Genomic DNA, 24655 nt, shown 5'->3' with positions numbered 1-24655 from the left:
TGCACTGGATGGGAGAACGGTTATGGGACAGGGAGATGCGAAGTGGAATGAAATGGCGAATCGCTTGATGATCGCCTTAGATTACCCTGATGTTGCTGGGGCAAGAACCTTGATTGACAAGCTGGAAGGGATTCCTTGTTATATGAAAGTGGGAATGCAGCTTTTTTATGCAGCCGGACCGGAATTCATTAATGAACTGAAATCTCGGGGGTATTCTGTATTTGCAGATGTCAAAATGCATGATATTCCTAACACGGTAAAAGGCGGGGCAGAAAGCCTTACGAACCTCGGTGTGGATATGTTTAACGTACATGCCGCAGGAGGCTCAGCGATGATGGCTGCAGCCCGGGAAGGCGCTGCTTCAGTAGTTAATGCGAATGCTGCACTTAAAATGCCTTTGATTATCGCAGTTACACAGCTGACCAGCACGAGCCAAGAAGTGATGAATAACGAAATTGGAATCGCAGGAGAAGTAGAAGATACTGTGGTCAGATACGCTAAGCTGGCAGCCGCTGCAGGTCTGGATGGGGTAGTGGCTTCACCGCAAGAGTCTTCAGCGATCGCAGAGGCTTGTGGGCCCGCATTTTGTACAGTTACACCTGGTATCCGGCCAGCAGGTGCATCCCTAGGTGACCAGTCCCGGGTGATGACGCCGGGCAAAGCCATTCAGCAAGGCAGCCACTTTCTGGTGGTGGGCCGTCCTGTTACAACTGCGGCTGATCCACGTCAAGCAGCACTAAATATTATTGAGGAGATGACCCTAGCATGAGTACATTAAATAGAAGTGAACAAGTAGCAAGTTATCTGCTTACGATAGGAGCAGTGGCACTGCGTCCGCAGGAGCCTTTTACCTGGACCTCTGGTATTAAATCCCCGATCTATTGCGATAACCGTCTGACTATGGCTTACCCAGAGGTACGTAACTATATTGCTGATGCCTTCGCTGAGCTTATTAAAAGCCAGTATCCAGACGCAGAGGTGATCGCAGGTACAGCAACCGCAGGCATTCCTCACGCAGCTTGGGTAGCTGATAAACTTAATCTGCCAATGGCTTATATCCGCGATAAAGCTAAAGGTCACGGCAAGCAGAACCAGATCGAAGGACTGATTAAGCCGGGGCAAAAGGTAGTCGTTATCGAAGACCTGATCTCCACTGGTGGAAGCTCCATCAAAGCAGCTCAAGCTGTGCAAGAAGCAGGCGCAGAAGCGTTGGCTGTATTGGCAATCTTCAGCTACGAGCTGGACCGTGCGGTGGATGCTTTTGCCGCAGCAGAGATGCCATTACAAAGTTTGTCCAACTACAGCACATTGATTGATGTGGCTCTTACACAAGGCAAGATCGCAGCTACAGATGTGGAACTGCTGATATCTTGGAGAAAAGATCCTTCCGCATTTGGCGTTTAAACTAAATATTTGAGTATAGATTGGACGGGCCTCTCACTTTTTGGTGGGAGGCTTTTCTTTTTAACTACATTGAGTGTAATAAAAAGGAAAGCTTAAAGCACACTCTGCTGTATAGGTGCATAAAGTACGTTGTTATTTATTGCTGAAAGATGCAATTATCCATCCGCGGCAGGTGTAAACTCTGGCGCTCTGGAATACTATACTCTGCCCCGGTGATTCCATCGTGCTGTCGTCACACACGCCGAATAGTTGCAGTTTGTGCACTTAAACTAACCTTCCTTAGAGGATCTGGCGATATAGTTGCATTTTGTGCAATTATATCACCCAGAAATCTGCCGAAAGCTCCTAATAACGTTTTTTAACTGCACATAGTGCAATTAAAGGAGAAGCACAACACACTCAGCTGTAATAGTTGCACAAAGTGCAATTATCCTGCCGCAGAAGGGGCTATTTGTGCCGGTCACATGAAATGTAGTAGGTTAGTTAGTAGGGAAGGCGAATGCTGTACTGGTAAAAGGAAAAGTAGAGTGGAGAGTAGGGTTTTGGTGTTTGCATTCACATTTCACATCTACATTTACATTCACGTTCTGACACTTGGCTGACCTGCGTTCTGTCGCTCTGGTATATTGCGCTCTGACACTCGGGATTCTGAAACTCTGCTGTTATGCGCTAACGCTCTATGCTCTGGCTCTGAACACTCTGATACTCTGATACTCTGACACTCTGGAATACTATACTCTGCCCCGGTGATTCCATTGCGCTGTCGTCTCAAACGCCGAATAGTTGTAGTTTCTGCACTTAAACTAACCTTCCTTAGAGGATCTGGCGATATAGTTGCACTTTGTGCAATTAAATCAGCCAGAAATCCGCTGAAAGCACCTAATAACGTTTTTTAACTGCACATAGTGCAATTAAAAGGAGAAGCACAACACACTCAGCTGTAATAGTTGCACAAAGTGCAATTATCCTGTCGCAGAAGGGCATTTCAGTATCCTCAGGGAACTCGCGGAACGTTTTTTATAGAAATAATATGAAGAAATCGTAGCATAACTTTAAACAGCCTGTAACTTCCCCTCCTGAATAAAGCTATATACTGTTACTAGAATTATGGGTAATTATTCATAAGGTGGATGGATTGAGTATTTTATGGGAGGGTTCAAGAATGAATCATATAAATAATAATAGAAGGCTATGGCGGCGCTGGTTAAGCTTTGGAATATGTGCAGCACTCCTATTGCCTTTAATTTCTGAAAGCAGGCATACAGCTTGGGCGGAGGCTTCTAAGCCATCTACAGAACAGCGCGTGTTACGTATTGGCAGCCTCTGGTCTGGAGAGGACGATTCTTCTTTTCGTCAGCAGTTTACAGATATGTATGAATTGCAGCATCCTGAAATCAAACTTGAGATTATTCCAGCCATCAATATGAATGAGCTTCGTTTTGACAGCACCTATCCAGAGGTTAACCCAGATAATCTGGAGAATATCCGAGATATTATGGGCGGTGCAGAGCCAGTTGATGTAATCGTCGGTGATAGTACATTGGTGAAGAGTTTGGTGGAACATAATCTGGTGCAACCGCTGGAGCCGCTTATCGCACGAGATCAATATGATTTAAGCAATATGGCGCCTACGATGCTAAGTGGAGTTCGTGAGCTGGGTGGAGGAAGTCTTTACGCGTTAGCGCCGACTTTTATGTCGAGTGCGTTATATTTTAACAAAGGTATTTTTGATGCTGCTGGTGTAGGTTATCCGACAGATGGGATGACTTGGGATGAAGTGTTCGCGCTGGCCGAAAAGGTGACCAAGAAATCGACAAATAAAGATAAGCGTATATATGGCTTTTCGATGAACCGTTATATGAGCGATCCTTTCTGGGATATGCAGACCTATGTCTCACCGCTGGAGCTTGCTATGTATGACAACAAGGGACATAAGATGGAGGTAAACCAAACACAGTGGAGTCAAGCTTGGACGACCTACAGCCAATTGGTGAAAAAGCAAATTACACCTGGGTTAAACGGTATGGATTTTATAGAAACAGAACGGAGTACCTATAGTCCTGTCCAAGGGGATCTCTTCCTTACCGGAAAAGCTGCAATGGTAATTGGAGAATACGATTATCTTAATGAGCTTGCAGGTGTGAGCCGCAATGCAGCAAAAATTAAAAATTATAATCCTGTCGATTGGGGTTTCGTTACCGTACCTACTTTTAAGGAGAAACCAGGAGTGGCTGTAGGTACTTGGGTAGGTAATATGATGGCTATCAACACTATGGCTGCTAATAAGGAAGATGCGTGGGATTTGATCAAATTCGTCAACAGTAATGAAGTAGCTAAAATTAAAGCCCATACCCGCGGGGAACTAACTTCCCGTAAGGATTACATTACCACGAAAGTACCTTCAGTAAATCTGGAGTCCTTCTATACGCTTAAACCATTACCAGCCAATGATCCTTTGATGAACGTCCTACAAACACAGAAGCCTGGAATTAGCCGTATTAACGATGTTGGGCGTCAACTGTTCACAGAAGTTTATCAGGGCAAGAGAACGGTCGAGAGTGCACTTAAAGCTTGGGAGAAGCAAGGGAATACGATGCTGGGTACGCTCGAAAAAGATCCCACATATTATTTTGACTCCATAGGGGATTGAGTTTTGGAATATGTAGAAGCCACCGGATTTCCGGTGGCTTATTTTGTGGAACTTGGGCATGATAAGTTCAGAGCAGCGTAAGATTAATTTGCGAAAAGGAGAAGAGGGCATCATGAATTGGATATACTTCGCGAAACTGTTCAGAACGAGATTTCAAGCAGGCTGTTTGGCAAAAAGACTGGAGCAAGATGGCTGGATTTATGGCTATCATGACCCAAGTTTTGTGGAGATTTATCGATCCCGCAAAGGAAGATATGGGGTTAGATTTTTGCCTTGAGAACTTTTACAAATTCATCCTTGACGTAGACCCATTTTGTACTGTATATTATTTATTGTCGCTGTTTGAATATTATTTCTGACGCGGGGTGGAGCAGCCCGGTAGCTCGTCGGGCTCATAACCCGAAGGTCGCAGGTTCAAATCCTGCCCCCGCAACCAATTTTATTACAACAGCAATTGTACATTCGGATATTTTTAGATCCGGGCCCTTAGCTCAGTTGGTTAGAGCGGTCGGCTCATAACCGATTGGTCGGGGGTTCGAGTCCCTCAGGGCCCACTTATCAAAAACCCTTACCTTGTAAGGGTTTTTTGCTGTCTATAGGCTCCTTGTAAGTAGAAGTGGAAGAGTTGGAAAAGCGACAAAATAGAAAATGATCACATTTTGGTCACGGCGTTGTTAGATCCACTGGTTTTATCATAGATCATCTGGAAAACGGTAAAAAGTATGTATTCTGTGGAACTGCCCTACTCTTGTAGAGGAAAGGGGACAGTCATGACATATAGACTATTAAGTAGCAAGCACCATACGCCGTAGATTTTGATTGAATTAAAAGCATGTCCAATACGCTGAAATTGATGATTTCTTTGAAAAGGTTAATGCTGAATTTTGATAAGAAGCAATAAAGGATGCCGTATATTCGCTCGGCATCCTTTATTGAAGATGGATATACTAACTTAACAGCCTTTTAATTTATCATCAGAAGTTGATTAATAGCTTATTGATTATCCCCAAACCAGATGTTCTCAGTACCGGTCCGCGTGTCTGTCCATACGCTCACTAGACGGCCTGTTTGGGGGACGATGGCATTACCGATGTAGTCCCCAATTAGGGGGATGCCGGTGACGTCAAAGGAAGTTGTTGTTATCCGGGTGTTTGTATACGTCATACCGCCATCTCTAGATGTTGCTAGATAAACATCAAGGTTGAGGGGGTTGACTCGATTAGTGTAATAGGTAACGAATATTGCACCATCCGCAGGGGATACGGTGATGGCTGGGAAAAAGTTTTGGGAGCCAACCGGACTACCTGTAATGGATATTGGTGCCCCCCAATCCACACCAAAATTGGTGGAAGTGGCAAGAAAAATATCGGAATAACCTTCTCGAAAATCTTGCCATACAGCATAGACATTCCCTCGCGTCGTCGGTGCATTAGAAATATCTGCTGCGAGGGAAGGGTATGTCAGACATCTAAATGTATATCCCGGCAATGGATCTGGTGGGACTACAACGCTGGCGACCATGGTTTCAGGAGTAAAAGTGACCCCACCGTCTGAGGATGTGCGAATTTTAAGATCAGTATTACCGGGAGGCTGATTGATCCATCCCACGATAACAATCCCATTTAATGTAATTGCTATACCGGGGAATTCTTCGAATTCTTCGACCGAAGACAGCAGGGAGGGACTGGAATAGGTACTACCGTTATCTAGGGAACGATTGAAGAATATCGTATTTCCCGGTATGAATTGTGTGTTGTAATCATGCGTATAACCAGTATATACATTTCCAAAAAAGGGACTTGATCCAGCTTTGTCGGTGACAACGACCACCTGATCATCATTTACAAACTGCCCAAACCCTTGATTCACGATGACTGGCGGTCCGAATGAAGAGGCATTGTCGGCAGATGTATAGGAGACGATCGACCCGCTGAGACCGTCTGAATCGAAGGCGTGGGCTAATACTACGAAAGTGGTCGGGAAAATATAATCAATATGTGGTGCTTCGATGCCTGCAAATCCTGTCGGTAACGGCAATAACGTTGTTGTCCAAGTGGCACCTGCGTCAATAGATTTGTATAAACCTATATTAGGAGGGCCTAATCGAAGATCTACAGCTACGGCAACCATAACTGAAGGATTAAGCCAATTTACCGCGATGGTGGGCTCAAACTGAACGCTTGCGCTCGGTGAAAGTTGAATATTAACCATGCAAAGCTCCTTTCGTCATAGAGTTTTTGGTACTTACGGGTTCAGCTGAGCTATGAAAGTAAGTTCGGATTGCAGCACTCTTTGATGGGGGATGACGTTTCCTGACGAATCCGTTCCAAACACCGTGATAATCGTGTCTGCCGGTGCGTTTCCAGTTACGAGAAATTGGACTTCATAAGCTGAATTGCCTGCGATATTAAAACTGAGAAACTGGCTGGTGTTAGCATTAACATTTAATGAGTTGGAGTAGACCAAACCTTTACTAACCAAGGTATTCCATACGTAAACGTGATAGACTACGTTAGATGAAAAACTAAGGTTGTCATTATCGATATTAATGAGCACGTTGGATGCTGGGGTAGTCCCTGTGTTCGTAATGATGCCTGTTGTTGTTGCCATGAGCTTCACCTCTTTATTAGTTTGCTATATATATATGAATTGAGATTCATTGTGTTTGGACAAGGGAATCAGAAAAATCGCGGAAATGAATACTGAGAGGTCTAATTAGGTGGGGAAATACAAATAAATTTTCAGAAATCTGAAGATAACTTGATTATAAGTTGAACAGCAATTGACGATTTTTACGACTTCTCTGCCACTGCTGCTCTTGTAAGGCGCATGCAGGTAACTATTCGCTATCAGCAGGAGAATTTAAAGAATTTTAAATAGAAGGTCTGACATTTATTTTAAATAAATGTTATAATTATAATATCAGTGTGTAGAGATATTGGTCTTTTTTATTGGGCCAAAAATATATGTCTCATGATACGTCTGCCATCTGAAATATTATTCACGGAGATGACAAACATGCATGGAGACACAAGACTGCCCAGAAACGGAAAAGAAGGTATATTATTTTTACTCATTATTTCAATCATTTCAGTTAACACTATTGCCCCTATTATTGTGGGGTTGGAACGCGGCTTCAGTAAGGAAGTGTATATAGATACACTAAAGGTTATTCCGTTTATGTGGATGATCGTAGTTTTATCCGTAAGATTAGTTGCAGGTCCGATTGTCGGGAAAGTGATGCCGAAATTCATGGGACAAACCGATGGATTTAATGCAAGGATTCTGTTGAATACTTTATTGAATGTCACAGTGTTATCTATTTTACTATCAATTATCGGCACATGGGTTGGGACGAAACAAATAAGCCTGGATCCACTTAAAAACTTCCTTCACATCTGGCCGAGAAACTTTGGAATAGCATTTTGGATTGAACTGTTGGTTGCGCAGCCGATCGCAAGATTTGCGATGAAAACATTACACGCAAGACAGGATCGTAAAACAGAAAGTGTAAATGCGTAACTAGCTAGAGTGTAGTAGACTAATAAGAAATTCAAGGAGCGTCCATGGTGGGCGTTCCTTTTTTTGTAGCAATCGGAAGTATCGAGAGAGACCCTGTGTTCCTTTGAAATTTGATTCGATAACAATTACGTGAACGATGCTTCTCCTGTCGGACACAGCTGACCCTTAAAGCGGTTTTTTTCCACATTTGCAATTCTAACGGACTCCATAGTCGCTATTGGCATAAAAAGTACCGCATGTGAGCCTCTTTCTAGGCATTAGCGTCCATGGAGTCCGAAACCATGCTCTTAAGGCTGAAAATCAGCAAATAGCGACATCTGGGTCCGATAGCTCGAGGTGGAGGAGGTTAGTTCGTTAATTCGTTAGCTCGTTAGTGCCGTGCTCTTCACAGATTTAGTTGCAGAAATTACAATGAGAAGCAGCTTTTAAAGGAACAATCAGTAGTCTCACCTCTACAACCAGCATATCTAGTATGCGAGTTCATAAACCATTCAGTAAAGCATAAAACGGCACTGCTCCAAACCATGAAATGGTTTTGAAGCAGCGCCGTTTTTGTTAGCAGTCATCTAAATTGTCCAATGGAGAGCAGGGCGACCGAAACGAGGTTCTCAATTGCTTCCGATCGCAGCCCCAGTCGCAGTTCCGATCGCAGTCCCGATCGCAGTCCCGATCGCAGTTCTGATTGCAGTCCCGATCGAGTCCCGATCGCAGTCCCGATCGCAGTCCCGATCGCAGTCCCGATCGCAGTTCTGATTGCAGTCCCGATCGCAGTCCCGATCGCAGTCCCAACCGCTATCCCTGGGTTTCCACCAGCATTCCTAAAGTTTCATGCTGTTCCACAGCTGCTGGAATGCCCCGGATTCGACCTCGAAGAATACCGGTGCTTGACCGTAGCGTACAAGTCCTTGACCGAACAGCGTCAGCTCTACTCGGGCGTTGTCTTCCAGCTGTAAATAGATGATCTTGCGGTCTTCGCTGTCGTAGATGCCTTGCTCGATCAGCGGCTCTGCTGCCAGCGGTTTAGCCGCTTGGAGGGCTGTCAGGAAGCCATCAAGCGCCTCGCCATTGGCGATTGGCGCCTGCTGCTGGAGGCCGTTGTTCCAACTGTTGAAGCTTTCCCATTGAGCTGAAGTAACTCGGCCTTCAAGATTCAGCTTGCCGAACAGGTCGGCGCCGCTGTTTATGGTGATGCCGTTGGTGTGCTCATACAGTTCGGCGAATACCTCGTCGTTGATTACCGAATAGGACATAATCAGAAAGCTGGGGTCATAGCCCTTCACGGAATAGAGATCCGTTTCGCCGATGTTCGAGGCTAACTCAATATATTCGTCGTTACCGCTCCATTCGTTGATGCCTCCTGTGGTGCGTCCCAACTTATCACCGCGCAGAGCAGCAGCATCGGTAGCGTCAATGCGAGTCGCTGACTGTGTATAAATATTATTTTTATACACGACCAAGGCCATCATATCTGCCTTCACGCCAGACTCCTTATCTGGCAGTTTCAGCTTGGGAATGACAATGCTGCCGGATGTAGCTGTGCCTGAATTGCCAGCATTGCTTGCTCCCGGAGTTACCTGGGCAACCTGCCCTGGGGAGCTCTGACTGTTCAACTGCTGCCATATACTAGGCCCAGCCAGACCTATTCCTGCGGCGAGCACGACACTTGCTGCGATATAAACGGTTTTGCGCGGACGCTTCCGCTCCTGCCGCTGCTCTATTTTATTGAACAATTCTTTTTTCATCTCTTCACCTGGTTTCATCGAATCCACCGCTTTCTTATATGTTGTTCGAAACTGATCTTCCTTCACTGTGGTTCCGCTCCTTCCAGCTCCAGTTTTAACAGTTGCCGTCCCCGCTGAAGTCTCATCTTCACGGCAGACTGACTAATCTGCAGAATCTTGCTGATCTCCTGGATGGGATAGTCCTCGTAATAATAAAGATGGATTACGGTTTTATACTTCATGGGCATCGCCATAACTAACTGCAGCAGAGCCCAATCCTCGGGGCTGTCTGCCGCAATTGGCTCAGCGCTCTCCAGCTTAACCTCACGCTTGCGCCAGCCTCTGCCCAGTAGTGTTTTACAATGGTTGGTGATTACCCGGATCAGCCATGCCTTCTGATGTTCGGCATCTTTGAACTCCGGCGCTTTTTCTATTAGCTTGATGAAGGTATCCTGAGTGGCTTCTTCGGCATCTTGCCGGTTGCCTAGATGGACCAAAGCGATCCGGAACAGCATATCTGCGTAGATTTCGTAACTCTTCATCACATGATTTCCCGGCCGGGTCATGGATCGCTGCATGATACTGTGCCCCCCTTTACCTATAACACCATTTAGGACGGCATTAGGTCACATTTTGTTCCTGAGGAAATTCCTTTGTGTTTGAGCGTAAAGAATACCTATTCATAAATTATCTCCAGAGGCTTACGGACTCAGAAGTCGTTATTTGCATATTTATAGGCTTTTGAGCAGGTTCGCGGACTCCAGTGACGCTATTCCTTAAAAAGGAGGTCTTATATGGTGTTTTTCATGCCAATAAAGGCTATGGGGTCCGCTACACTTTGAAATGGAGTGTTATACCGCGCATAAGATCAACTGTGTCCGATAGCTGCTAAGAACCACGCCAATGTTATCTGTAGTCAGTGGACCTAATGTATAAAAAGGGGCTTCGTTACAAGTTACAAGTTGCTTATCCATATTCTCTTTAATCAAGTGCATCGGCGCATGTCCTGAACCCTCTACCATCACCTGTCTACGCAAACGATGTTTACCTATTTAGAGCAGGGAAGATCAAAAAAACGCGTTTGCCCAAGCAGCCAAGTGCTGACTGCTGGACAAACGCGTCTTTTTAATAGGGCAACTCCTTCACGGGAGATTCTCCTCGATATGTTTATATGTATAGCTAGGATCATTACCTTTAACAGGAGCCCTGCTGTATTGAAAGATCCTTCCATTTTCTTTTCGATAAAAGTATCTTGCGTAGGGTTCGTCTGCAAAAATCACCGTGGTACTTACGAGGGGAGCTTTGGCAATCTGGGTGTATACTTTATCAAAATCTTCTTTCTTATAATTTCTCGTCTCTACTAGATAATGAATGACTTCTCTGTTCATATGATTTTGGAAGTAGTGGAAGGCTAAGGATGTTATCCCATAGATTAAAAGGATTAGAACGATGAAGATTAGTTTTGTTTTTTTCTTCATTAATTCCCTCCATATAAATAATTTGTATATAGTTATAAGATAATATACTGAGACTGGTATGTCATTCATAGATATATGGCGCAGGAAGAAGAGAAAATACTGGAGCTGAAGCAGCGAATTAAGATGCTGGAGGATCAGGTAAGTCCAAGGCTGCCGGGGGTGAAAATCTTTTAGTTTTTAATATGGGGTTTTGTAGGTGTATTCGTTATTCTAATTCTTATTAGTGTGATACAGTTTGTATTTGCATAACAGATTATACAAAAAGGCAGCAAATAACGATAGTAATCCAGGCGTAAGCGAACGAAGAATTGCCGGGACATACTATATTTGCTGCCTTTTAACTTATGAAGAATAATGATTCTCTTTTAGTCCTCTTTGGGTTCTTGCAATAAAATGGAGAAGGTCCCCGTTTCGTGATCCACCTCAATCGTCTCAATGCCCACGAAATCCGGGATTTCGGGGTGTACTGCATCTACATTATAATCCGGATGAGTCAGTAATAATTCAATTACTTTAATGGCTTCCATGTCGTTCCCCCTCACGAGAAATTCCACCATAAATGAATATGCAGAGCACTATTGCAACTAAGCTTATTATCTCCGTGATCCGTTGCGAATATGTGTCAGTCGTTCTTCGTTTCTTCCCATCACGGCCAATAATTGCCCTTGGAACACACGTCTTTGGATCTGATCAATCCGCTGTAAGGCTAGCTCGGCAGGTACTTGGAATTCTGCTGCAAGATAGGAGATGGCATCTTCCCGTTGCTCAGGCAATGTCATGCGGGAGATCATGGAGTAAGGCATCGCCGCATACAAGATAAAACGCTCGGATTCATCCTCCTGTGCCCGCGTGAAATGCTCTGGCATCAAGGTCTGATTATCACTGCCATGGCGAAGGAGGTGACACAGTTCATGAAGAAACTCTAGCCGTTGAAGATTGGCTGGAAGGCGGTTGTCGATAAACAGGCTGTACATCCCTGCAGACGCTTCAATGCTCTTGCTTTTCACATCCAAATAATGAACCCAGATATTAAGCCGTTCTGCAATATACGATATTGAAATTTGTGAAGGCTGATGAAGATTTAATCGCTTGTATAAATCCTCCGTCCATTTCTCAAGCACAGTCATTTGATAATATGATTTCATGTTCTCCAACTTATTCACCTCGTTTAAAATCACTAATAAATCACTAATGGGATCGTATGTTCGCATAAATGCGCAAAAGAAAAGCCCGAAGGGCTATGTAGAGTAAAAAAATGCTAAGGATACACAGGAACATTCGTTCTCATGTATCCTTAGCATAAAGCAATTACACACTAATATCAAGTGTTTTTCCCAAATTCGGAGCAACGCTTTTGCCCAGCATTTCCACCATGGTTTGGCTCTGGGTTTCAGCCTGATTCTTGGCAATATTCATGACCTGTATCCCAACATTTTGAGCTAAGGATGCTTGGCTCATTGCCATTGATAATGCAGCTATATCCATATTGCACCTCCTTTGTGTATATCCTGTTTATCGACTGTCCACCTTCAATTCATTAGGTGATTGGCATTTGTTTGCCAATTCGCCCAAACGGCTTATCTCCTTTTTACATATCTTGTGCTGTAGTCATTAATCATTAGGAGGAATTGAAAATGGGAATGGAACATGGTTGTGGTTGTAACGTAGGTCCGGTAGTAAGTCCAGCATCAGTAGGTCCGGTGTGTAGTCCTTGGACTTCAACAGGAGCAATTCTGGTACTTTTCATCTTGCTGGTTATCATCACTAAAGCTTGCTTATTCTAAGTTAGCTGATGTGCAGTGTAGCCCTATCTGGCGAATGCCAGGTGGGGCTATTCTATTGCCTGGGGCTGGTCAGACAGACCGTTATTTAAACATAAATTCTACCCGGGTTCTGTCTGCATAATCCTCCAGCTGATTGCCAACCCAGCTTCCTGCCCCGCGGTTATCGCTTGGCGTTATGTATTCAATGTCGGCACCAACGCCGCCTTCCTTACACATAGCCATTGGCCATTCATCCCGGTCATATCCCTTTTTAGTGGGAATCCCTTTTAAGGACTCTTTACGGTTCTCTTCAGCCTGCTCTCGGTTAATCGTACATGTGGCGGATTCACCCTTCGCAATGGCATCCTGAATATGTTTGGCGGTCTCAGGATAGCGGTCTGATGGGAAGGTTAGCTGAACAACACTCGAATCGGATGGAGACGAGGGGTCTGTAGGCTCTCCGTTTTGTTCAAACCAGTAACTAGCCAAAGCAAGTAATGCAACAATGATGAGACTGGAGATCCATTTTTTTACTTTCAATTCTGCTCCTCCTTTTTTGGCACTTAAAATAGTATATCTTATATCATAATTCAGTGCGATTTAATATAATTAGGTAAAATAAAGGAGGACGGAACTGGATATGGAGTACATAATTACCATTGAGGATCAGACGCTTATTGCGGCTGCCGAAGATATAATTACCAGGCGTTATGAATGGGGACGGCACCATGTGGGTGCAGCGCTTCGTACTAAAACAGGAGAGATTTTTACAGCGGTACATGTGGAAGCCAGCATGGGGAGGATTACAGTCTGTGCAGAAGCGATGGTGATTGGCAAAGCGATATCCGAAGGTTATAAGGAATTTGATACGATTGTTGCGGTAAGGCATTCTGATCCAGACAGCGAGGGAAAAGAGATTAAAGTAGTTTCTCCCTGCGGCATGTGCCGAGAGTTAATTGCGGATTACGGAATAGACTGCAAGATAATTGTATCGGAGGATGACCGATTAGCTAAATATGAAATCACTGAGCTATTGCCTTTAAGGTACACAAGATAAGAAATAATGAGGAGCCGCGGAGCTCCTTTTTTTTGTTGAGCCGTGAATTTATTCAGCAGTTCCTTATATCGTCCCAACTTATTTTACAACTTCATGTCCATTCGCTGAGTTCATGTCACTATCGTCCCCATACTATAACTTAAAAAGATTTAAAAGGATGGTGAGAATAGATGGAGCAGCGGATTATTCGTCAGATGGTTGATTCAGCATCAAGGTTCGTGGGCGATGTGCAGTGGCAGATGGCTTTTCGCAGATTACAAATGGCTCCGGCGGATTCGGGGCTGTCGTCCTCGGCTCAGCTATTGCTGAATACCCTCTATTACTTGCAGGGAAAGGGTGTGATAAGCGGCCAACATGATTATTTGGAAAGTGCAGACGAGCTCATGGAGAAGCTTAAAAATACGAGTGGGCAATATGCTGCGCTTCATGGCTACGAGCTGGGCGCAATCAATAATCAGTCACAGGCTCTAATTGACAATCAACGGAATTGGGTCGTCAGCAGTGCGATACGCTGGTCTAGGGCCGGTGGGATCGTAACGATGTGTTATCACGCTGCATTACCGGGGACAGCGCCAACTTGGGGGAATGTAAATACGAGCCTAAACAATGCTGATTTTGATAAATATATAACCCCAGGTACCACCCAGTATAATGCTCTGTTAGCTGATCTGGATAAGATAGCCCTGTCGCTGAAAAAGCTTAATGACGCAGGGGTTCCTGTACTTTGGCGGCCGTATCATGAAATGAATGGTGGATGGTTTTGGTGGGGGCAAAAGAGCAATTACGCTGCATTGTGGAACCTTATGTTCGATCGTTTTACCAATTATCATAAGCTGCATAATTTATTGTGGGTTTGGAGTCCAAATGCAAAAAATCAGTGGTGTGATGAGCCGGCAGAATACTATCCGGGCAGTGATAAGGTAGATGTGCTGGCGCTCGACATTTATGACGCGGATTTCAAGATTAGTCATTATGATAATTTATGGGATCTGGGTCGTGGCAAGCTGATTGCGATTGGTGAGAATGGAGAGCTTCCGTCTGCTGAACTGTTGTCCAAAACACAGCCCAAATGGTCTTATCAGCTGACCTGGGGGAAACTCCTCTATGAGAAGAATACCGATGCTGTGATAAAAGCTTTTATGAACGATAAAATGGTATTCACACGAGAGGAGTATGCTGCTGAGGCCGCCGCTTTCGCTGCTATCGGGGATAGTGTGCTGGAGAGTGGACTCTGTGGCCAATATTACAATAACATGACGCTTAGCGGCACGCCTGCACTGTTGCGTACGGATGCCAATATTAACTTTTCATGGAGACAAGGTTCGCCTGATCCTGCCATTCGTGTAGATGCGTTCTCTGTGCGGTGGAGTGGGAAGCTGACGGCTGCTTTTAGCGAGGTGTATACCATTTATTCCTACTCTGATGATGGGATACGGGTATGGATTGATGGCGGGCTAGTCATTGATAGTTGGGTGAATCAGAGCGGCCAGGAACGAAAAGGGAGCATAAACCTGATTGCAGGTAAGCCGTATGAAATAAAGGTGGAGTATTATGAGAATGCGGGCGACGCCCGGGTTGTTTTGCAGTGGGAGAGTCCGAGCCAGATCAAGGGGGTTATCCCAGCGGGGGCATTTTATCTTCCATAAAAAGAGTACTTCAAGTGTGCAAGCGCAAGCAAAAAGCCCCGGTTTTCCGGGGCCTTTTTACGTATGAACGTCTTAAATTTGCTCGCGGTAGCTAATGTTGTTGGCGATCTTCTCGTCACGAACGGCTTTGCGCAGAACATCTTTGACGGTTTGGGCATCATGGATTTTTCGAAAAAGAAGCTGAGGCGCTGAGGCATCATCAGAAAATACAGTTAATGATCCAATGCCAAGCATCCGGTCCATGATAGACTGTTTTACGGATAAATCGCGTACGCGCAGCAATTCGATTTCTTCAACATTTTTACCGATAAGTCCGGTCTTTACCATAATACGCTGACTTGTAATGGTATATGAAGTTGTGTTAAGTCCTACGATTCCTTTGAGTCGATCCGAGATGCCGGCAGGTTTGCCTTTCCAGAGCACGACTTCTTGAATGACATGATTATCTACTGCTGGTCGATGAGCGGTTACTGGAGCGGTACCGTCAAGGCTGGTTCCACATTCTCCACAAAATTTAGCGCCCTGCTTGTATTCCGCTCCACAGGTGGTGCAATAAGGCATAAATACTCTCCTTTCCTGATCACAATTAAAATAATTATAACATAACAGTCATTTTACATATATTTCATTTGCGCTTTACACAAACCGACATTATCCTGTTAAGTGGAGGGATAAATAATGAAAAAAGCTTTACTAATAGGAATGCTGATGATGACTGTCATCCTTAGCGCCTGCAGCAATAATTCAACTTCATCGGCACCTGCCACGGAGGAAGAAGTGCAGGAAACCGTGCAAAACTTCTACAATGAAATGTCTAAACTTGAAGAGTCAGGAAAAACTTCTTTAGCGGAGTTCAACGAAGCCATTGCGGGTTATTCAGCAGGAGAACTCACGGACAAGCAGTTGGAGAAGAAAATTAAGCAATTCCAGAGTACCGCAACTGATTTATCGAATCAAGCCGAGAAAGTAAAAATTTCCTCCAGCTTGCCTGAAGACATTCGTAAGTTGCTCGAAGAGTCTAAAGTTGCCTTTGAAAGTGCTTATTCTTTAAAAGAAGAGGCCTCTCAAGGCGCTGATTCCGCAAACGTTACGGCTGAGCAATTTAATGAATTGAATCAGAACGCTGATGTAGCGATGTTATTCGGTATTTCCAAGCTTAACGAGGCAAGAGAAGCAACAGGACTTATAGACTCCGAAGGTCAGGCTACCTCAGAGTCTGGGGACGTTGTTCAAGAATAAATCAAATCAGGCGCTGCGCAGTTTATCTGTCAGCGTCTTTTTGCTGCGAATTTTAGCTTGAATAGATATACATTAATATATATCTTTTGAATAAAGAGTGACCCTTAAAAAGGTATCTTTTTCCTGATTATTGATTAATATGCGAAGATGCGGATATAATACAAACATACGTTCGTGTTGAGAGGAATAGATATATAATTAAGGAGGGGTTACCATGGGCAAAAAGCTGGAGAAAAACGGGCTGTGGGAAAGCAGCCGCATGATGCTGCCGGAGCATAAGATACGAATTATAAGAGATGAACGGGAAACGCTGCGCCGCATCAAGCCTATTCTGGATGAGCAGAAGCTGGAGGAGATTGAATGTACACTGGCTTTGTCGTTGCGGAGTCATGTACGAGTGACAGTTGTTCTTTTTGACCCTTTTGAAAATACTATGTTAAGTGGTTTTGTGACTTCCATTCACACCCACTCGCGTGAGTTTAAGCTGCAGTGGGCGGAGGAATGGAAGTGGATCGATGTGGATGATATTGTCGAGGTCTACATCGTTTAATGCTGAGAGCCGTTGCCTTCGCTTTTCTCATAAGCGATTAAGGTAACGGTAGGATTACCGGTCAGATGTGCAATGGAAGCTTCAGCATTCCGAATAATTTCCAGTGCTTCTTCCTGTTCACTAAGGGCTGCAACTTTATAGCTATCGCTATGAATATCCATATGTCTCCCACCTTTCGTTAAATATTTTGTCCTTTTTTGTGGAAATCATCCTAAAGGGGACAGGGGTACAGGCAAATAGGGCAGCGTCATCATTGAATATACCAAAGGGGTGATTCTATGCTGACTTTGGAGCAATTGAGGGAAAAATCCGCGGCGCGTCTGGTCGGGCTTCATCCTGTCTTGGCGGCAGGTGCGAATGTTTTGATTCAGCAAAGCCATGCGAGAGGAGTCCCTATCGTTATTACTCAGGGTCTACGGACCATTGCTGAGCAAAATGCTTTGTATGCGCAGGGTAGAAGCAAACCAGGACCGATAGTTACCAACGCTAAAGGCGGTACCAGCTATCATAATTATGGTCTTGCGTTTGATTTTGCGCTTTTGCTGCCGAATGGCACTAGCCTTTCTTGGGATATCAATCGTGATGGTGATAAGGATAAGACAGCGGATTGGCAAGAGGTTGTACAGGAGGCTAAGCGGCTTGGTTTAGAATGGGGCGGGGACTGGACCTCTTTTAAAGATTATTCACATCTGCAAATGACTTTCGGATTAACTATAGATCAACTTCGGGCAGGTAAACGTCCAACGACGGACCAAGCCAAAGAGGCTTTAAAAAAGATTACCGGAGGGGATGATCAAGTGAACAAAGACGTTACAGTGACCATTAACCTAAACGGCCGCAAGCTTACCGATGGCGTTCTTGATACCGGAATAACCTATGTGCCCATACGTGCGCTGGCTGAGGCGCTTGGAGCAAAGGTTACTTATGATGCTGTGACTAAGACAGTTAATGTAGTAAAAGAGTAAAACCACCATGCATAGACAGTGTCGTCCAAGGGGAAATTATCAGTGATAACTAACCTTAAAGGGAGGCATAACACTGTGAACAAGCTGATAACAAGCCTTGCATGCGGTACTGTATTATCAATGAGTCTAATGGGAGCTAGCTATGCATCAAATGCCGTGGGATCAGCAGCATTGGGCGGTATCCCCGCCGCGAATACCGGGATGGATGGGACTGCGGAACACACTCGGATGATGAACACGGAAGGCAATTTAATGAACGGCACCACGGGAACAATGAATCAGCATGAGAGCATTATGAAAGACAAGATCCGCATCGATGATAATTACAGACCTAACAACTACAACACCAATAACTACAATGACACCCGGAACAACTACAGAACCAACAGCACTGTCAACCCGGCAACCAACACCACACAGACCGGCAAATACCGTGCAACTAGTACAACAACGAATGCTGCAACTAACAAAGGATCTAACTGGGGCTGGCTCGGTCTGCTTGGACTTTTGGGACTTGCCGGAATGAGAAGCAGAAGTGACGAGCGTAGATAATCCGCGTTTATAATAACCCGTATCGGTTCTGGCTGAACGGGTTATTTTTATTGTGAATAAAATTTTTTTGAAAAAGGATTGCGCGTTATCGATATTCATGATATTATATTTCTTGTCGCGTTATATGTGAACAACGTATGAAGCTTCAACACATAATATGCCGGGGTGGCGGAACAGGCAGACGCACAGGACTTAAAATCCTGCGGTACGTGAGTACCGTACGGGTTCGACCCCCGTCCTCGGCATCCTTGATTTATAAGGGTTTTTTCCGAAAAACCTTGGTTTTAGAAACAGCTTGGGAGAGAACTTTTTAACGAGTTCTCTCCTGCAGTTCTCTCCCTTTTCCGGAGGAGAGAACGAGGAGAAGATCGCATGACTCTCATGAATTATTGAGGGTGGTGCGATCTTTTTTATTAAAAGACTAAAACACCACTCATTGTTGATGCCGAAGATATTTTGGAACTGTACTCAAGATGAGAATAAATGTTGGCCGTTGTAGAATAGTTGCTGTGTCCCAGCCATTCCTGAATTTCTTTCATACTGACTCCATTGGCGAGTAAGAGGCTTGCACAACTATGACGCAGGTCGTGATAACGGATATGACGCAAACCATTTTTTTTAAGATTTCTAGTAAAGTTTTGTGTGATATAGCCGGGTTTAATTCGTTGTCCCAACTTATCCAGATAGATATACTCCTTGTAATCAGTGCAGTAGGATTTACCACACATGGCTTTATTGAGAGCTTGAAGCTCACGAATACGCAGCAGTAATTCCTCAAAGGCTGGCACAAGTGGTAAGGTGCGGCGACTTGGTTTATTTTTAGCCCGGTCCTTTTCAATGATGTGTTCCTGACCTTCAAAATAAACCGGAGTTACAGTGTGCCTAATACTAATCGTTTTATTTTCAAAATTTATAGCTGTCCATTTCAACCCAACTACTTCACTTCGCCGCAATCCATAAAAAGCCGCAAGAATGACTGCCAGTTCTATCAGTTCACCCTTAACTTTTTCGAACAGAATATTAGTTTCCTGCTTATTGTAGAAACTGCCTACAAAATCATTCTTCTTAGGTCTTTCAATCTTATCTGCTGGATTGGTGTTAATTAAATCATTTTTAAGCGCATGCTTTAGCGCTTTGCGAATATTAGCGTGATAGTGGAGAACCGTATTGGTCGTCACTCCATTTTCTTCAAGCTCGTACTGATAGTAATCTTGAATGTGACATGGTAATAGCTCTTTGAGGAACAGCCCTTTTTCTTCAAAGTAAGGTACAATATGATTATTAATGACGTTGTGATATGAAGCGTAAGTGATAAATTCTACCTGGTGTTTCATCATTGTAAGCCACTGAAGCATGAAGTCAGAAAATAGTGGTCCCTGATCAACTGGCTCTTCAGCTGGTTTTTCTTCGATAATTTCTTCAACTATCGATTCTTCCTTAGCAGCATTTAAAAGAAGAGTGAATTCCCTCCTTGTCTCTAATAGCAATGCTTCTGCTCTTTTTTTGTTTCCTTTTACCATAAGGCCAGTTGGAATCCACTTTGGTTTTCTCTTACCTTCTTCATTCTTGCAATTCAGGACAATATAAAAAAGACCTTTCTTTTCTTGTAGGTGGCCTGCTACCATGAATTTTCCTCCTTCATAGCAGCCCGCATTAACCCTACCATTGACGTATTAATTATAACACGTATGAGAACGGTGGTTCAATGCGGTAAAGTGTGAAAGTTACAGGATGAAGTACTGTTCCCAACTGAGGTTAAGTAATTGATAATATAGATTTTGGGGATTTTGTATATCCTACCAATCTTAAAGTACTGTATACGATCTGCTTGCAATAATTTGTAAGCAGTTTTTGTGCTTATGTTGCCTAGCATGATACACAATTGATCTATATTAACTACATCGGGAAAATCACAATACATAAACAGAAGTAAAGATTGAAATTCTAGCTTTCCTATATCATTTGGCATCTAAAGCACTTCCTTATCAAAGATAATTTTTGCAGATAAATGGAGGTTGGAGATGTTATTAATGAATCAATATATTCTTATCAAATTCATAGAGATCTGTTCAAGCTGCCGACGGTTACTCGACATCATAGCTTTTTTTAAAAGCTCCCCCTCATCCGAGCAGGCTGCCCCCAATGCAGTGACGCTGGCCAGGCAGAAGTATCATAATCCCCAATGCCGATCTTTGCGATTCATCCTACCATAGGACGATTCAAGTCGGAAAGATAGTCGCTCAGGACACATGTGATCCGTCTTGGCGCTTCCTCTTTGTCGCTTCTGCTGTGACAGGAGCAATGGGAAAGTACTTGAACAGAAGATATGTAGATATCAAAGAACGAGTAAGGGACTTAGAAGTGGTTTAGTAAAGCTTAGTGCCTATAATTTAAATGGGAATGAGACAAGTAATAAGCAATTGAAATTCTAAAATTTTGAACTGTTTTTTGCTCCTTTACATATCTGGATAGAATGATTTTACTAATATAAAGATACCCCTTGCCATAAAGACAGGGGGTTAAAAAATGATTACATAGATTTATTTATAAAAATATTTATTAATGAAAGCCTCTTGAAAAAATACACAATCTTCAAAATCTAACGATAATAACGTTTAAGATTAAAGCGACGTACTGCTAATATGAATTCTAATGTAAGGTGTTGTCTGCAATCCTCATCTATATGCCCATTTTGTTTTGCAAATTTATTTATAAGTGGTTGATAAAGAAAAATCAGTCTAGCTTCGGCATCACGATTGCCACTCTGAGCCAATTCAATAAGTGTACCTATTTCTTGCATAATGATTCCATCCCTTTTTAATTTAATGTAAGGTTAATAGAATTATTAGTTTAACAATATAAACAAAGATGCTCTTTTAATTTTCGTAATAAATTTGCTTTCATTTTACTGACAGCTTGTCTTGATATACCAAGATTATTGGCAATTTCTTTGTCAGTTTGGTCCTTACAGTACTTTAATACCAATACCTTCTTTTCTACAGCATTAAATTTCAATTCATCGATGATTTGTAAAAATGTAGCACGATTTTCGACTCGTATAGAGGACGATAAATAAATATTAAGGCTGGGGCTAATGTCATGCAATTCATTTTCGTCCAACAGAGTGGTATGAGAATTATAGCGAAGAGCTTTTTTAAAATAATCTCGACTCGCATGACGTAAACACGACTGTGCATAACTACTAAAAGCATTTTTAGTTGCTTTTTGATCTTTAATAATATTATGCATAAATCCATCTCCTCTCATAAAATAAATGGGAGTGATGAAAATAAAAGGCAACCTTAGGTTTTCATATAAAAAAATGTAAAAAATTTTTGTATTTTTATTATTTAATTAGCACAATAGCATATGGTACAAATTATTCACATGAAATGATAAGCTGAAGCATTCCATCAATTTCATAAGGCCCGCAATCAACAGGAAGAATAAGATGATCACCTTTATTTAGTCTATACTCGTCGTCTAAGATCCTAAGAAAGCCACTGCCCTCAATCACACTAACGAGAGAATATTTCGGATGAGCAGGTAATTTTGTTTTTTTAAAGATTTCCCATTTTTCTACTGTAAAGAACGAATTCGAAACAAATATGGTTGTATTGAGTCCGTCATATTTGTGGGTTACATATGAAGACTGGGTATGTATCTGTGATGTGGTTATAACATCGACGGCTTTCTCTAAATGAAGTTCACGCAAATTCCCATTATTATCTCGGCGACCATAATCATACACTCGATAAGTTGTGTCAGAACTTTGTTGGGTCTCCAATACAACAATTCCTTTCCCCAAAGCATGTAATGTGCCACTGGGAACATAGAAAAAATCTCCTTTCTTTACTGGAATCCTTCTGAGTAGTTTCTCCCATTCCTCATTTAGAATCATATATTCTAGTTCCTGCTTAGATGATGCTTCATGCCCGTATATAATAGTGGCACCAGGTTCAGCATCAACAATGTACCAACATTCCGTTTTACCAAGCTCTCCATTCTCATTCTTATCGGCATAACTATCATCTGGATGCACCTGAATAGACAAATTGTCTGAGGCGTCCAAAATTTTAATGAGTAAGGGAAACACTAGTGAACTTGAATCGAACAGTTCAGGTTTCGAGTTCCATAGCTCCCCTAGTGACATACCTTGAAATACGCCTCCTTTTACAATGCTCTGACCATTAGGATGTGCCGATATCGCCCAGCATTCGCCAGTCGAGTCATTTGGAATGGGATAATTGAACAATTCTTTAAGTTTCGTTCCACCCCAAATACGTTCTTGAAAAACAGGTTGCAAAAAAATAGGTAGATTCATAAAAGTTATAACTCCTTTTTTAAATAATGGTTAAATATAAGGCCGGCAACACCAATTAAGTCAGCGAGATAGAGAATTAAATGATGCTGTAGATGAACGGATAGACATTTTGATTTGCGCCATTTGCTGAAAGGAATATATTTTTTGGTTTTGTCCTCCTCCTTGCCCTTCAGGAAATAAACAATCTTCGGATCGGTAATCAAAAATTGCAGATAGTCATGACCTGACTGTAGTTCATGTTGGAAGTTTAGCTGATTTGAGACAGGGTCGTTTTGGAGCGGCGGTTGATTTCATCTAAGTCGTTGTCAGTGAACAGCGAGAAAAGAGCACTCTACAGTAGGTTAACAGTGATTAGAACGAGCAGTAGAAAGGAGATCGTAAGCTTTTGAAAAGTTTTTAACGTAGAATACATTTCAGGATTCGAGTGTTGATTCCTCCATTGCTGCTGAGTTGTTTATTAAACTATAGGGTAAAACAGACACAAATGGTATCATCTTGCTTAAAAATGAGAGCTGTAGCTCCGTTTTGAAAAAGCTACGACTGAATTATGAAAGCGATAGGCGAATTTCGAAATGGACGCCGACCTGTGCACGCCTACGATGTTAGAAGATGGGCCTTCAGAAGGTGGGCTGAATAGGGGGTGACAAACTGGAGATGGAAAATAACTGATATGTTCAGCTAAAAAATAGGAGAACTGATAGAAACTCTTTTAGATCATAACAATTCATTTAGGTGAGCAGACTCGAGCAGGAGTGCAGACGGGATGACGTACAATATGAATAGCGTGCCTTTAAGAATAGACAACTCTTCGGAGTAAGCGATCACTTCATCAGGAACATGAAAAATCAGCGGCGTTTCCCTTATACCCAAGAATCGTTTCCGCATTCTTATTTATATGTGTAATCCGTTCTTTAGAATCGTAAACGATAATTACGTTGCCTACAGAGGACTGGGAAATGGCTTCTTGAAGCATATGCAGGGAGAGGAGCCAGCACCGCCAATATTGCTCAATATACTATATAATTAATCCGCTGCCGCTGCTCACTAAGATGCCCCTATAGATATAGGGGAAAGAGTACCGAAAAAAGTTGATCTGCCAATGACAACTAAACGGGCAGTCAACAGAGAAGCTGGCAAACCGCCAAAGAAAGCGGAAAAAATCAAATGATTATTGTATTAAGGTCTTTAATATTTATGGGCTTTTTCACACGCGAATCTGCTTCATTCAAAACTGGAGGCAAGACCGGTTGCATACCGTATCACTGAAGAAAAATCCATTGCAATAAGACAACTATATAAGCTGAACTTAAGAATGATAGCCAGCCGATGGACGAACCCCTTGCAGAGCATGGATTTCGTCCATGCAGCAAATTAGATTCTTAAGTTCACTCTATATAGAGAGTAAATGATATCTGTAGTACTTGGAAACATGATACTCACAGGCGAGCCCACTGTAGCTGCATCCACATTCAATGTCGTGGCTGCCGCTGCGTGCACTTGCGGCATTGGCATAACGTTCCGTATCGCGGCTCCGTAAACGCCACAAAGAGCGCATAGCCAACCCACCATAATCTTTGGAATTTTTCGTGCTCTCATCAATTCTCCTCCTTGAAGGCGCAAATTTTACAATAATGGTCTCCTGTTACCACCCCCCTTTTTCTATACCTCTAAAGTAACGGCTCTCCGGTCAGAAAAAAACGATAAATCCTTAACATCCTGTTGATATATTAAGGTTTTTTCTGGAATTTCGATTTTGTGCAGGCTTGTTCTCCGCATGCCATCAA

General features: G+C 43.1%; 29 protein-coding genes, 3 tRNA genes and 1 pseudogene. 15 read left to right on the top strand and 18 right to left on the bottom strand.

The annotated features are described in order from the left end of the window. Positions 1-22 precede the first annotated feature (22 nt). The 6 genes from pyrF to NSQ91_RS24210 all read left to right on the top strand — a co-directional run bounded on the left by pyrF (position 23) and on the right by NSQ91_RS24210 (position 4608). Positions 23-769: an orotidine-5'-phosphate decarboxylase gene (gene pyrF, locus NSQ91_RS24235; protein WP_076185241.1), complete on the top strand. Its 747-nt coding sequence runs from the start codon at positions 23-25 to the stop codon at positions 767-769. Next, positions 766-1404: an orotate phosphoribosyltransferase gene (gene pyrE / locus NSQ91_RS24230; RefSeq protein ID WP_076305581.1), complete on the top strand. Its 639-nt coding sequence runs from the start codon at positions 766-768 to the stop codon at positions 1402-1404. Before pyrF ends, pyrE begins: the two co-directional genes overlap by 4 nt. A gap of 1162 nt (positions 1405-2566) precedes the next feature. Next, on the top strand, positions 2567-4054 hold the full coding sequence (locus tag NSQ91_RS24225) for an ABC transporter substrate-binding protein (RefSeq protein ID WP_076128836.1): 1488 nt from the start codon (positions 2567-2569) through the stop codon (positions 4052-4054). 112 nt (positions 4055-4166) lie between these two features. Further along, entirely contained in the window at positions 4167-4331 is a 165-nt protein-coding gene (locus NSQ91_RS24220; RefSeq protein ID WP_167347621.1) for a hypothetical protein, read from the top strand. 82 nt (positions 4332-4413) lie between these two features. After that, a tRNA-Met gene (locus NSQ91_RS24215) sits at positions 4414-4490 on the top strand. Between the two features lie 44 nt (positions 4491-4534). After that, positions 4535-4608 (top strand) — tRNA-Ile (locus tag NSQ91_RS24210). A 439-nt stretch (positions 4609-5047) separates the two neighbouring features. On the opposite strand, the gene NSQ91_RS24205 is transcribed toward NSQ91_RS24210, so the two are convergent. Beyond that, positions 5048-6265, bottom strand: coding sequence for a sialidase family protein (locus NSQ91_RS24205; protein ID WP_340920238.1), 1218 nt, complete (start codon positions 6263-6265; stop codon positions 5048-5050). 33 nt (positions 6266-6298) lie between these two features. Further along, positions 6299-6664 (bottom strand): hypothetical protein, encoded by a 366-nt coding sequence (locus NSQ91_RS24200; protein WP_339244497.1) that lies wholly within the window; start codon positions 6662-6664, stop codon positions 6299-6301. 408 nt (positions 6665-7072) lie between these two features. On the opposite strand from NSQ91_RS24200, the gene NSQ91_RS24195 reads away from it, so the two are divergent. Beyond that, positions 7073-7576, top strand: coding sequence for a hypothetical protein (locus NSQ91_RS24195; protein WP_076128844.1), 504 nt, complete (start codon positions 7073-7075; stop codon positions 7574-7576). Between the two features lie 818 nt (positions 7577-8394). Here NSQ91_RS24195 and NSQ91_RS24190 read toward each other — a convergent pair. From NSQ91_RS24190 to NSQ91_RS24160, 7 genes and pseudogenes are all read right to left on the bottom strand, one after another. After that, positions 8395-9384 (bottom strand): hypothetical protein, encoded by a 990-nt coding sequence (locus NSQ91_RS24190; protein ID WP_340920233.1) that lies wholly within the window; start codon positions 9382-9384, stop codon positions 8395-8397. Beyond that, positions 9381-9875: an RNA polymerase sigma factor gene (locus NSQ91_RS24185; protein WP_076136658.1), complete on the bottom strand. Its 495-nt coding sequence runs from the start codon at positions 9873-9875 to the stop codon at positions 9381-9383. The genes NSQ91_RS24190 and NSQ91_RS24185 overlap by 4 nt, the downstream gene beginning before the upstream one ends. 330 nt (positions 9876-10205) lie before the next feature. Continuing rightward, positions 10206-10325, bottom strand: a pseudogene (locus NSQ91_RS24180) (phosphomethylpyrimidine synthase ThiC); the annotation flags it as partial. A 114-nt stretch (positions 10326-10439) separates the two neighbouring features. Beyond that, the gene (locus tag NSQ91_RS24175; RefSeq protein ID WP_076192025.1) at positions 10440-10775 is read right to left on the bottom strand and encodes a DUF3139 domain-containing protein; all 336 of its coding nucleotides are present in this window, start codon (positions 10773-10775) and stop codon (positions 10440-10442) included. 365 nt (positions 10776-11140) lie between these two features. Next, on the bottom strand, positions 11141-11302 hold the full coding sequence (locus tag NSQ91_RS24170; protein ID WP_155288176.1) for a hypothetical protein: 162 nt from the start codon (positions 11300-11302) through the stop codon (positions 11141-11143). 66 nt (positions 11303-11368) lie between these two features. Then, positions 11369-11920, bottom strand: a complete 552-nt coding sequence (locus NSQ91_RS24165) for an ImmA/IrrE family metallo-endopeptidase (RefSeq protein WP_076192141.1) — start codon at positions 11918-11920, stop codon at positions 11369-11371. A gap of 163 nt (positions 11921-12083) precedes the next feature. Next, entirely contained in the window at positions 12084-12260 is a 177-nt protein-coding gene (locus tag NSQ91_RS24160; RefSeq protein WP_076098563.1) for a YjfB family protein, read from the bottom strand. Between the two features lie 149 nt (positions 12261-12409). On the opposite strand from NSQ91_RS24160, the gene NSQ91_RS24155 reads away from it, so the two are divergent. After that, positions 12410-12559, top strand: a complete 150-nt coding sequence (locus tag NSQ91_RS24155; RefSeq protein WP_155288175.1) for a hypothetical protein — start codon at positions 12410-12412, stop codon at positions 12557-12559. An 81-nt stretch (positions 12560-12640) separates the two neighbouring features. Here the strand turns inward: NSQ91_RS24155 and NSQ91_RS24150 are convergent, their stop codons facing one another. Then, on the bottom strand, positions 12641-13078 hold the full coding sequence (locus NSQ91_RS24150) for a NucA/NucB deoxyribonuclease domain-containing protein (RefSeq protein ID WP_340920223.1): 438 nt from the start codon (positions 13076-13078) through the stop codon (positions 12641-12643). A gap of 100 nt (positions 13079-13178) precedes the next feature. On the opposite strand from NSQ91_RS24150, the gene NSQ91_RS24145 reads away from it, so the two are divergent. Together NSQ91_RS24145 and NSQ91_RS24140 are read left to right on the top strand one after the other, a co-directional pair. After that, positions 13179-13595: a cytidine deaminase gene (locus tag NSQ91_RS24145; protein WP_076128854.1), complete on the top strand. Its 417-nt coding sequence runs from the start codon at positions 13179-13181 to the stop codon at positions 13593-13595. A 170-nt stretch (positions 13596-13765) separates the two neighbouring features. Further along, positions 13766-15241 (top strand): glycosyl hydrolase, encoded by a 1476-nt coding sequence (locus NSQ91_RS24140; RefSeq protein WP_076305586.1) that lies wholly within the window; start codon positions 13766-13768, stop codon positions 15239-15241. Positions 15242-15313: 72 nt separating this feature from the next. Here NSQ91_RS24140 and NSQ91_RS24135 read toward each other — a convergent pair whose 3' ends face one another. Next, entirely contained in the window at positions 15314-15802 is a 489-nt protein-coding gene (locus NSQ91_RS24135) for a PH domain-containing protein (protein ID WP_076128858.1), read from the bottom strand. A gap of 117 nt (positions 15803-15919) precedes the next feature. Here NSQ91_RS24135 and NSQ91_RS24130 point away from each other — a divergent pair, with 117 nt between their 5' ends. Together NSQ91_RS24130 and NSQ91_RS24125 are read left to right on the top strand one after the other, a co-directional pair. Continuing rightward, a complete protein-coding gene (locus NSQ91_RS24130) occupies positions 15920-16480 on the top strand; it encodes a hypothetical protein (protein ID WP_076128860.1) in 561 nt (186 codons plus the stop codon). 214 nt (positions 16481-16694) lie between these two features. After that, entirely contained in the window at positions 16695-17030 is a 336-nt protein-coding gene (locus tag NSQ91_RS24125) for a YolD-like family protein (RefSeq protein WP_076128863.1), read from the top strand. Here NSQ91_RS24125 and NSQ91_RS24120 read toward each other — a convergent pair. Then, positions 17027-17191, bottom strand: a complete 165-nt coding sequence (locus tag NSQ91_RS24120; protein WP_169744799.1) for a hypothetical protein — start codon at positions 17189-17191, stop codon at positions 17027-17029. The genes NSQ91_RS24125 and NSQ91_RS24120 overlap by 4 nt on opposite strands. Positions 17192-17308: 117 nt before the next feature. Here NSQ91_RS24120 and NSQ91_RS24115 point away from each other — a divergent pair, with 117 nt between their 5' ends. The 3 genes from NSQ91_RS24115 (at position 17309) to NSQ91_RS24105 (ending at position 18792) form a co-directional block, all read left to right on the top strand. Beyond that, on the top strand, positions 17309-17995 hold the full coding sequence (locus tag NSQ91_RS24115; protein WP_036683338.1) for a M15 family metallopeptidase: 687 nt from the start codon (positions 17309-17311) through the stop codon (positions 17993-17995). A gap of 75 nt (positions 17996-18070) precedes the next feature. Further along, positions 18071-18547, top strand: a complete 477-nt coding sequence (locus tag NSQ91_RS24110) for a WGxxGxxG-CTERM domain-containing protein (RefSeq protein ID WP_052097266.1) — start codon at positions 18071-18073, stop codon at positions 18545-18547. Between the two features lie 159 nt (positions 18548-18706). After that, positions 18707-18792 (top strand) — tRNA-Leu (locus tag NSQ91_RS24105). Positions 18793-18960: 168 nt separating this feature from the next. Here the strand turns inward: NSQ91_RS24105 and NSQ91_RS24100 are convergent. From NSQ91_RS24100 to NSQ91_RS24080, 6 genes are all read right to left on the bottom strand, one after another. After that, positions 18961-20172 (bottom strand): tyrosine-type recombinase/integrase, encoded by a 1212-nt coding sequence (locus tag NSQ91_RS24100; protein WP_339244489.1) that lies wholly within the window; start codon positions 20170-20172, stop codon positions 18961-18963. A 974-nt stretch (positions 20173-21146) separates the two neighbouring features. Beyond that, on the bottom strand, positions 21147-21347 hold the full coding sequence (locus NSQ91_RS24095; protein ID WP_076305336.1) for a helix-turn-helix domain-containing protein: 201 nt from the start codon (positions 21345-21347) through the stop codon (positions 21147-21149). 50 nt (positions 21348-21397) lie between these two features. After that, a complete protein-coding gene (locus NSQ91_RS24090; protein WP_076305335.1) occupies positions 21398-21796 on the bottom strand; it encodes a sigma-70 family RNA polymerase sigma factor in 399 nt (132 codons plus the stop codon). A gap of 130 nt (positions 21797-21926) precedes the next feature. Further along, entirely contained in the window at positions 21927-22871 is a 945-nt protein-coding gene (gene manA / locus NSQ91_RS24085) for a mannose-6-phosphate isomerase, class I (RefSeq protein WP_076305334.1), read from the bottom strand. Between the two features lie 829 nt (positions 22872-23700). Continuing rightward, positions 23701-23844: a PAS domain-containing protein gene (locus NSQ91_RS32110; RefSeq protein ID WP_440941459.1), complete on the bottom strand. Its 144-nt coding sequence runs from the start codon at positions 23842-23844 to the stop codon at positions 23701-23703. Positions 23845-24242: 398 nt separating this feature from the next. Beyond that, positions 24243-24467: a hypothetical protein gene (locus tag NSQ91_RS24080; RefSeq protein WP_076305333.1), complete on the bottom strand. Its 225-nt coding sequence runs from the start codon at positions 24465-24467 to the stop codon at positions 24243-24245. Between the last annotated feature and the right edge of the window lie 188 nt (positions 24468-24655).

The sequence above is a fragment of the Paenibacillus sp. FSL R7-0048 genome, from assembly GCF_038004505.1.
Classification (GTDB): Bacteria; Bacillota; Bacilli; order Paenibacillales; family Paenibacillaceae; genus Paenibacillus_AQ; species Paenibacillus_AQ odorifer.
Note: the sequence above shows the minus strand (reverse complement) of the source record. Positions and strands in the feature narration are given on the sequence as shown.

Excerpts from the sequence above, each read along its gene's own strand:
- pyrF (WP_076185241.1), top strand. The coding sequence starts at position 23 with ATGGGACAGGGAGATGCGAAGTGGAATGAAATGGCGAATCGCTTGATG.
- pyrE (WP_076305581.1), top strand. The coding sequence starts at position 766 with ATGAGTACATTAAATAGAAGTGAACAAGTAGCAAGTTATCTGCTTACG.
- NSQ91_RS24225 (WP_076128836.1), top strand. The coding sequence starts at position 2,567 with ATGAATCATATAAATAATAATAGAAGGCTATGGCGGCGCTGGTTAAGC.
- NSQ91_RS24220 (WP_167347621.1), top strand. The coding sequence starts at position 4,167 with ATGAATTGGATATACTTCGCGAAACTGTTCAGAACGAGATTTCAAGCA.
- NSQ91_RS24205 (WP_340920238.1), bottom strand. The coding sequence starts at position 6,265 with ATGGTTAATATTCAACTTTCACCGAGCGCAAGCGTTCAGTTTGAGCCC.
- NSQ91_RS24200 (WP_339244497.1), bottom strand. The coding sequence starts at position 6,664 with ATGGCAACAACAACAGGCATCATTACGAACACAGGGACTACCCCAGCA.
- NSQ91_RS24195 (WP_076128844.1), top strand. The coding sequence starts at position 7,073 with ATGCATGGAGACACAAGACTGCCCAGAAACGGAAAAGAAGGTATATTA.
- NSQ91_RS24185 (WP_076136658.1), bottom strand. The coding sequence starts at position 9,875 with ATGCAGCGATCCATGACCCGGCCGGGAAATCATGTGATGAAGAGTTAC.
- NSQ91_RS24175 (WP_076192025.1), bottom strand. The coding sequence starts at position 10,775 with ATGAAGAAAAAAACAAAACTAATCTTCATCGTTCTAATCCTTTTAATC.
- NSQ91_RS24170 (WP_155288176.1), bottom strand. The coding sequence starts at position 11,302 with ATGGAAGCCATTAAAGTAATTGAATTATTACTGACTCATCCGGATTAT.
- NSQ91_RS24165 (WP_076192141.1), bottom strand. The coding sequence starts at position 11,920 with ATGAAATCATATTATCAAATGACTGTGCTTGAGAAATGGACGGAGGAT.
- NSQ91_RS24160 (WP_076098563.1), bottom strand. The coding sequence starts at position 12,260 with ATGGATATAGCTGCATTATCAATGGCAATGAGCCAAGCATCCTTAGCT.
- NSQ91_RS24155 (WP_155288175.1), top strand. The coding sequence starts at position 12,410 with ATGGGAATGGAACATGGTTGTGGTTGTAACGTAGGTCCGGTAGTAAGT.
- NSQ91_RS24145 (WP_076128854.1), top strand. The coding sequence starts at position 13,179 with ATGGAGTACATAATTACCATTGAGGATCAGACGCTTATTGCGGCTGCC.
- NSQ91_RS24140 (WP_076305586.1), top strand. The coding sequence starts at position 13,766 with ATGGAGCAGCGGATTATTCGTCAGATGGTTGATTCAGCATCAAGGTTC.
- NSQ91_RS24135 (WP_076128858.1), bottom strand. The coding sequence starts at position 15,802 with ATGCCTTATTGCACCACCTGTGGAGCGGAATACAAGCAGGGCGCTAAA.
- NSQ91_RS24130 (WP_076128860.1), top strand. The coding sequence starts at position 15,920 with ATGAAAAAAGCTTTACTAATAGGAATGCTGATGATGACTGTCATCCTT.
- NSQ91_RS24125 (WP_076128863.1), top strand. The coding sequence starts at position 16,695 with ATGGGCAAAAAGCTGGAGAAAAACGGGCTGTGGGAAAGCAGCCGCATG.
- NSQ91_RS24120 (WP_169744799.1), bottom strand. The coding sequence starts at position 17,191 with ATGGATATTCATAGCGATAGCTATAAAGTTGCAGCCCTTAGTGAACAG.
- NSQ91_RS24115 (WP_036683338.1), top strand. The coding sequence starts at position 17,309 with ATGCTGACTTTGGAGCAATTGAGGGAAAAATCCGCGGCGCGTCTGGTC.
- NSQ91_RS24100 (WP_339244489.1), bottom strand. The coding sequence starts at position 20,172 with ATGGTAGCAGGCCACCTACAAGAAAAGAAAGGTCTTTTTTATATTGTC.
- NSQ91_RS24095 (WP_076305336.1), bottom strand. The coding sequence starts at position 21,347 with ATGCAAGAAATAGGTACACTTATTGAATTGGCTCAGAGTGGCAATCGT.
- NSQ91_RS24090 (WP_076305335.1), bottom strand. The coding sequence starts at position 21,796 with ATGCATAATATTATTAAAGATCAAAAAGCAACTAAAAATGCTTTTAGT.
- manA (WP_076305334.1), bottom strand. The coding sequence starts at position 22,871 with ATGAATCTACCTATTTTTTTGCAACCTGTTTTTCAAGAACGTATTTGG.
- NSQ91_RS32110 (WP_440941459.1), bottom strand. The coding sequence starts at position 23,844 with ATGCTTCAAGAAGCCATTTCCCAGTCCTCTGTAGGCAACGTAATTATC.
- NSQ91_RS24080 (WP_076305333.1), bottom strand. The coding sequence starts at position 24,467 with ATGAGAGCACGAAAAATTCCAAAGATTATGGTGGGTTGGCTATGCGCT.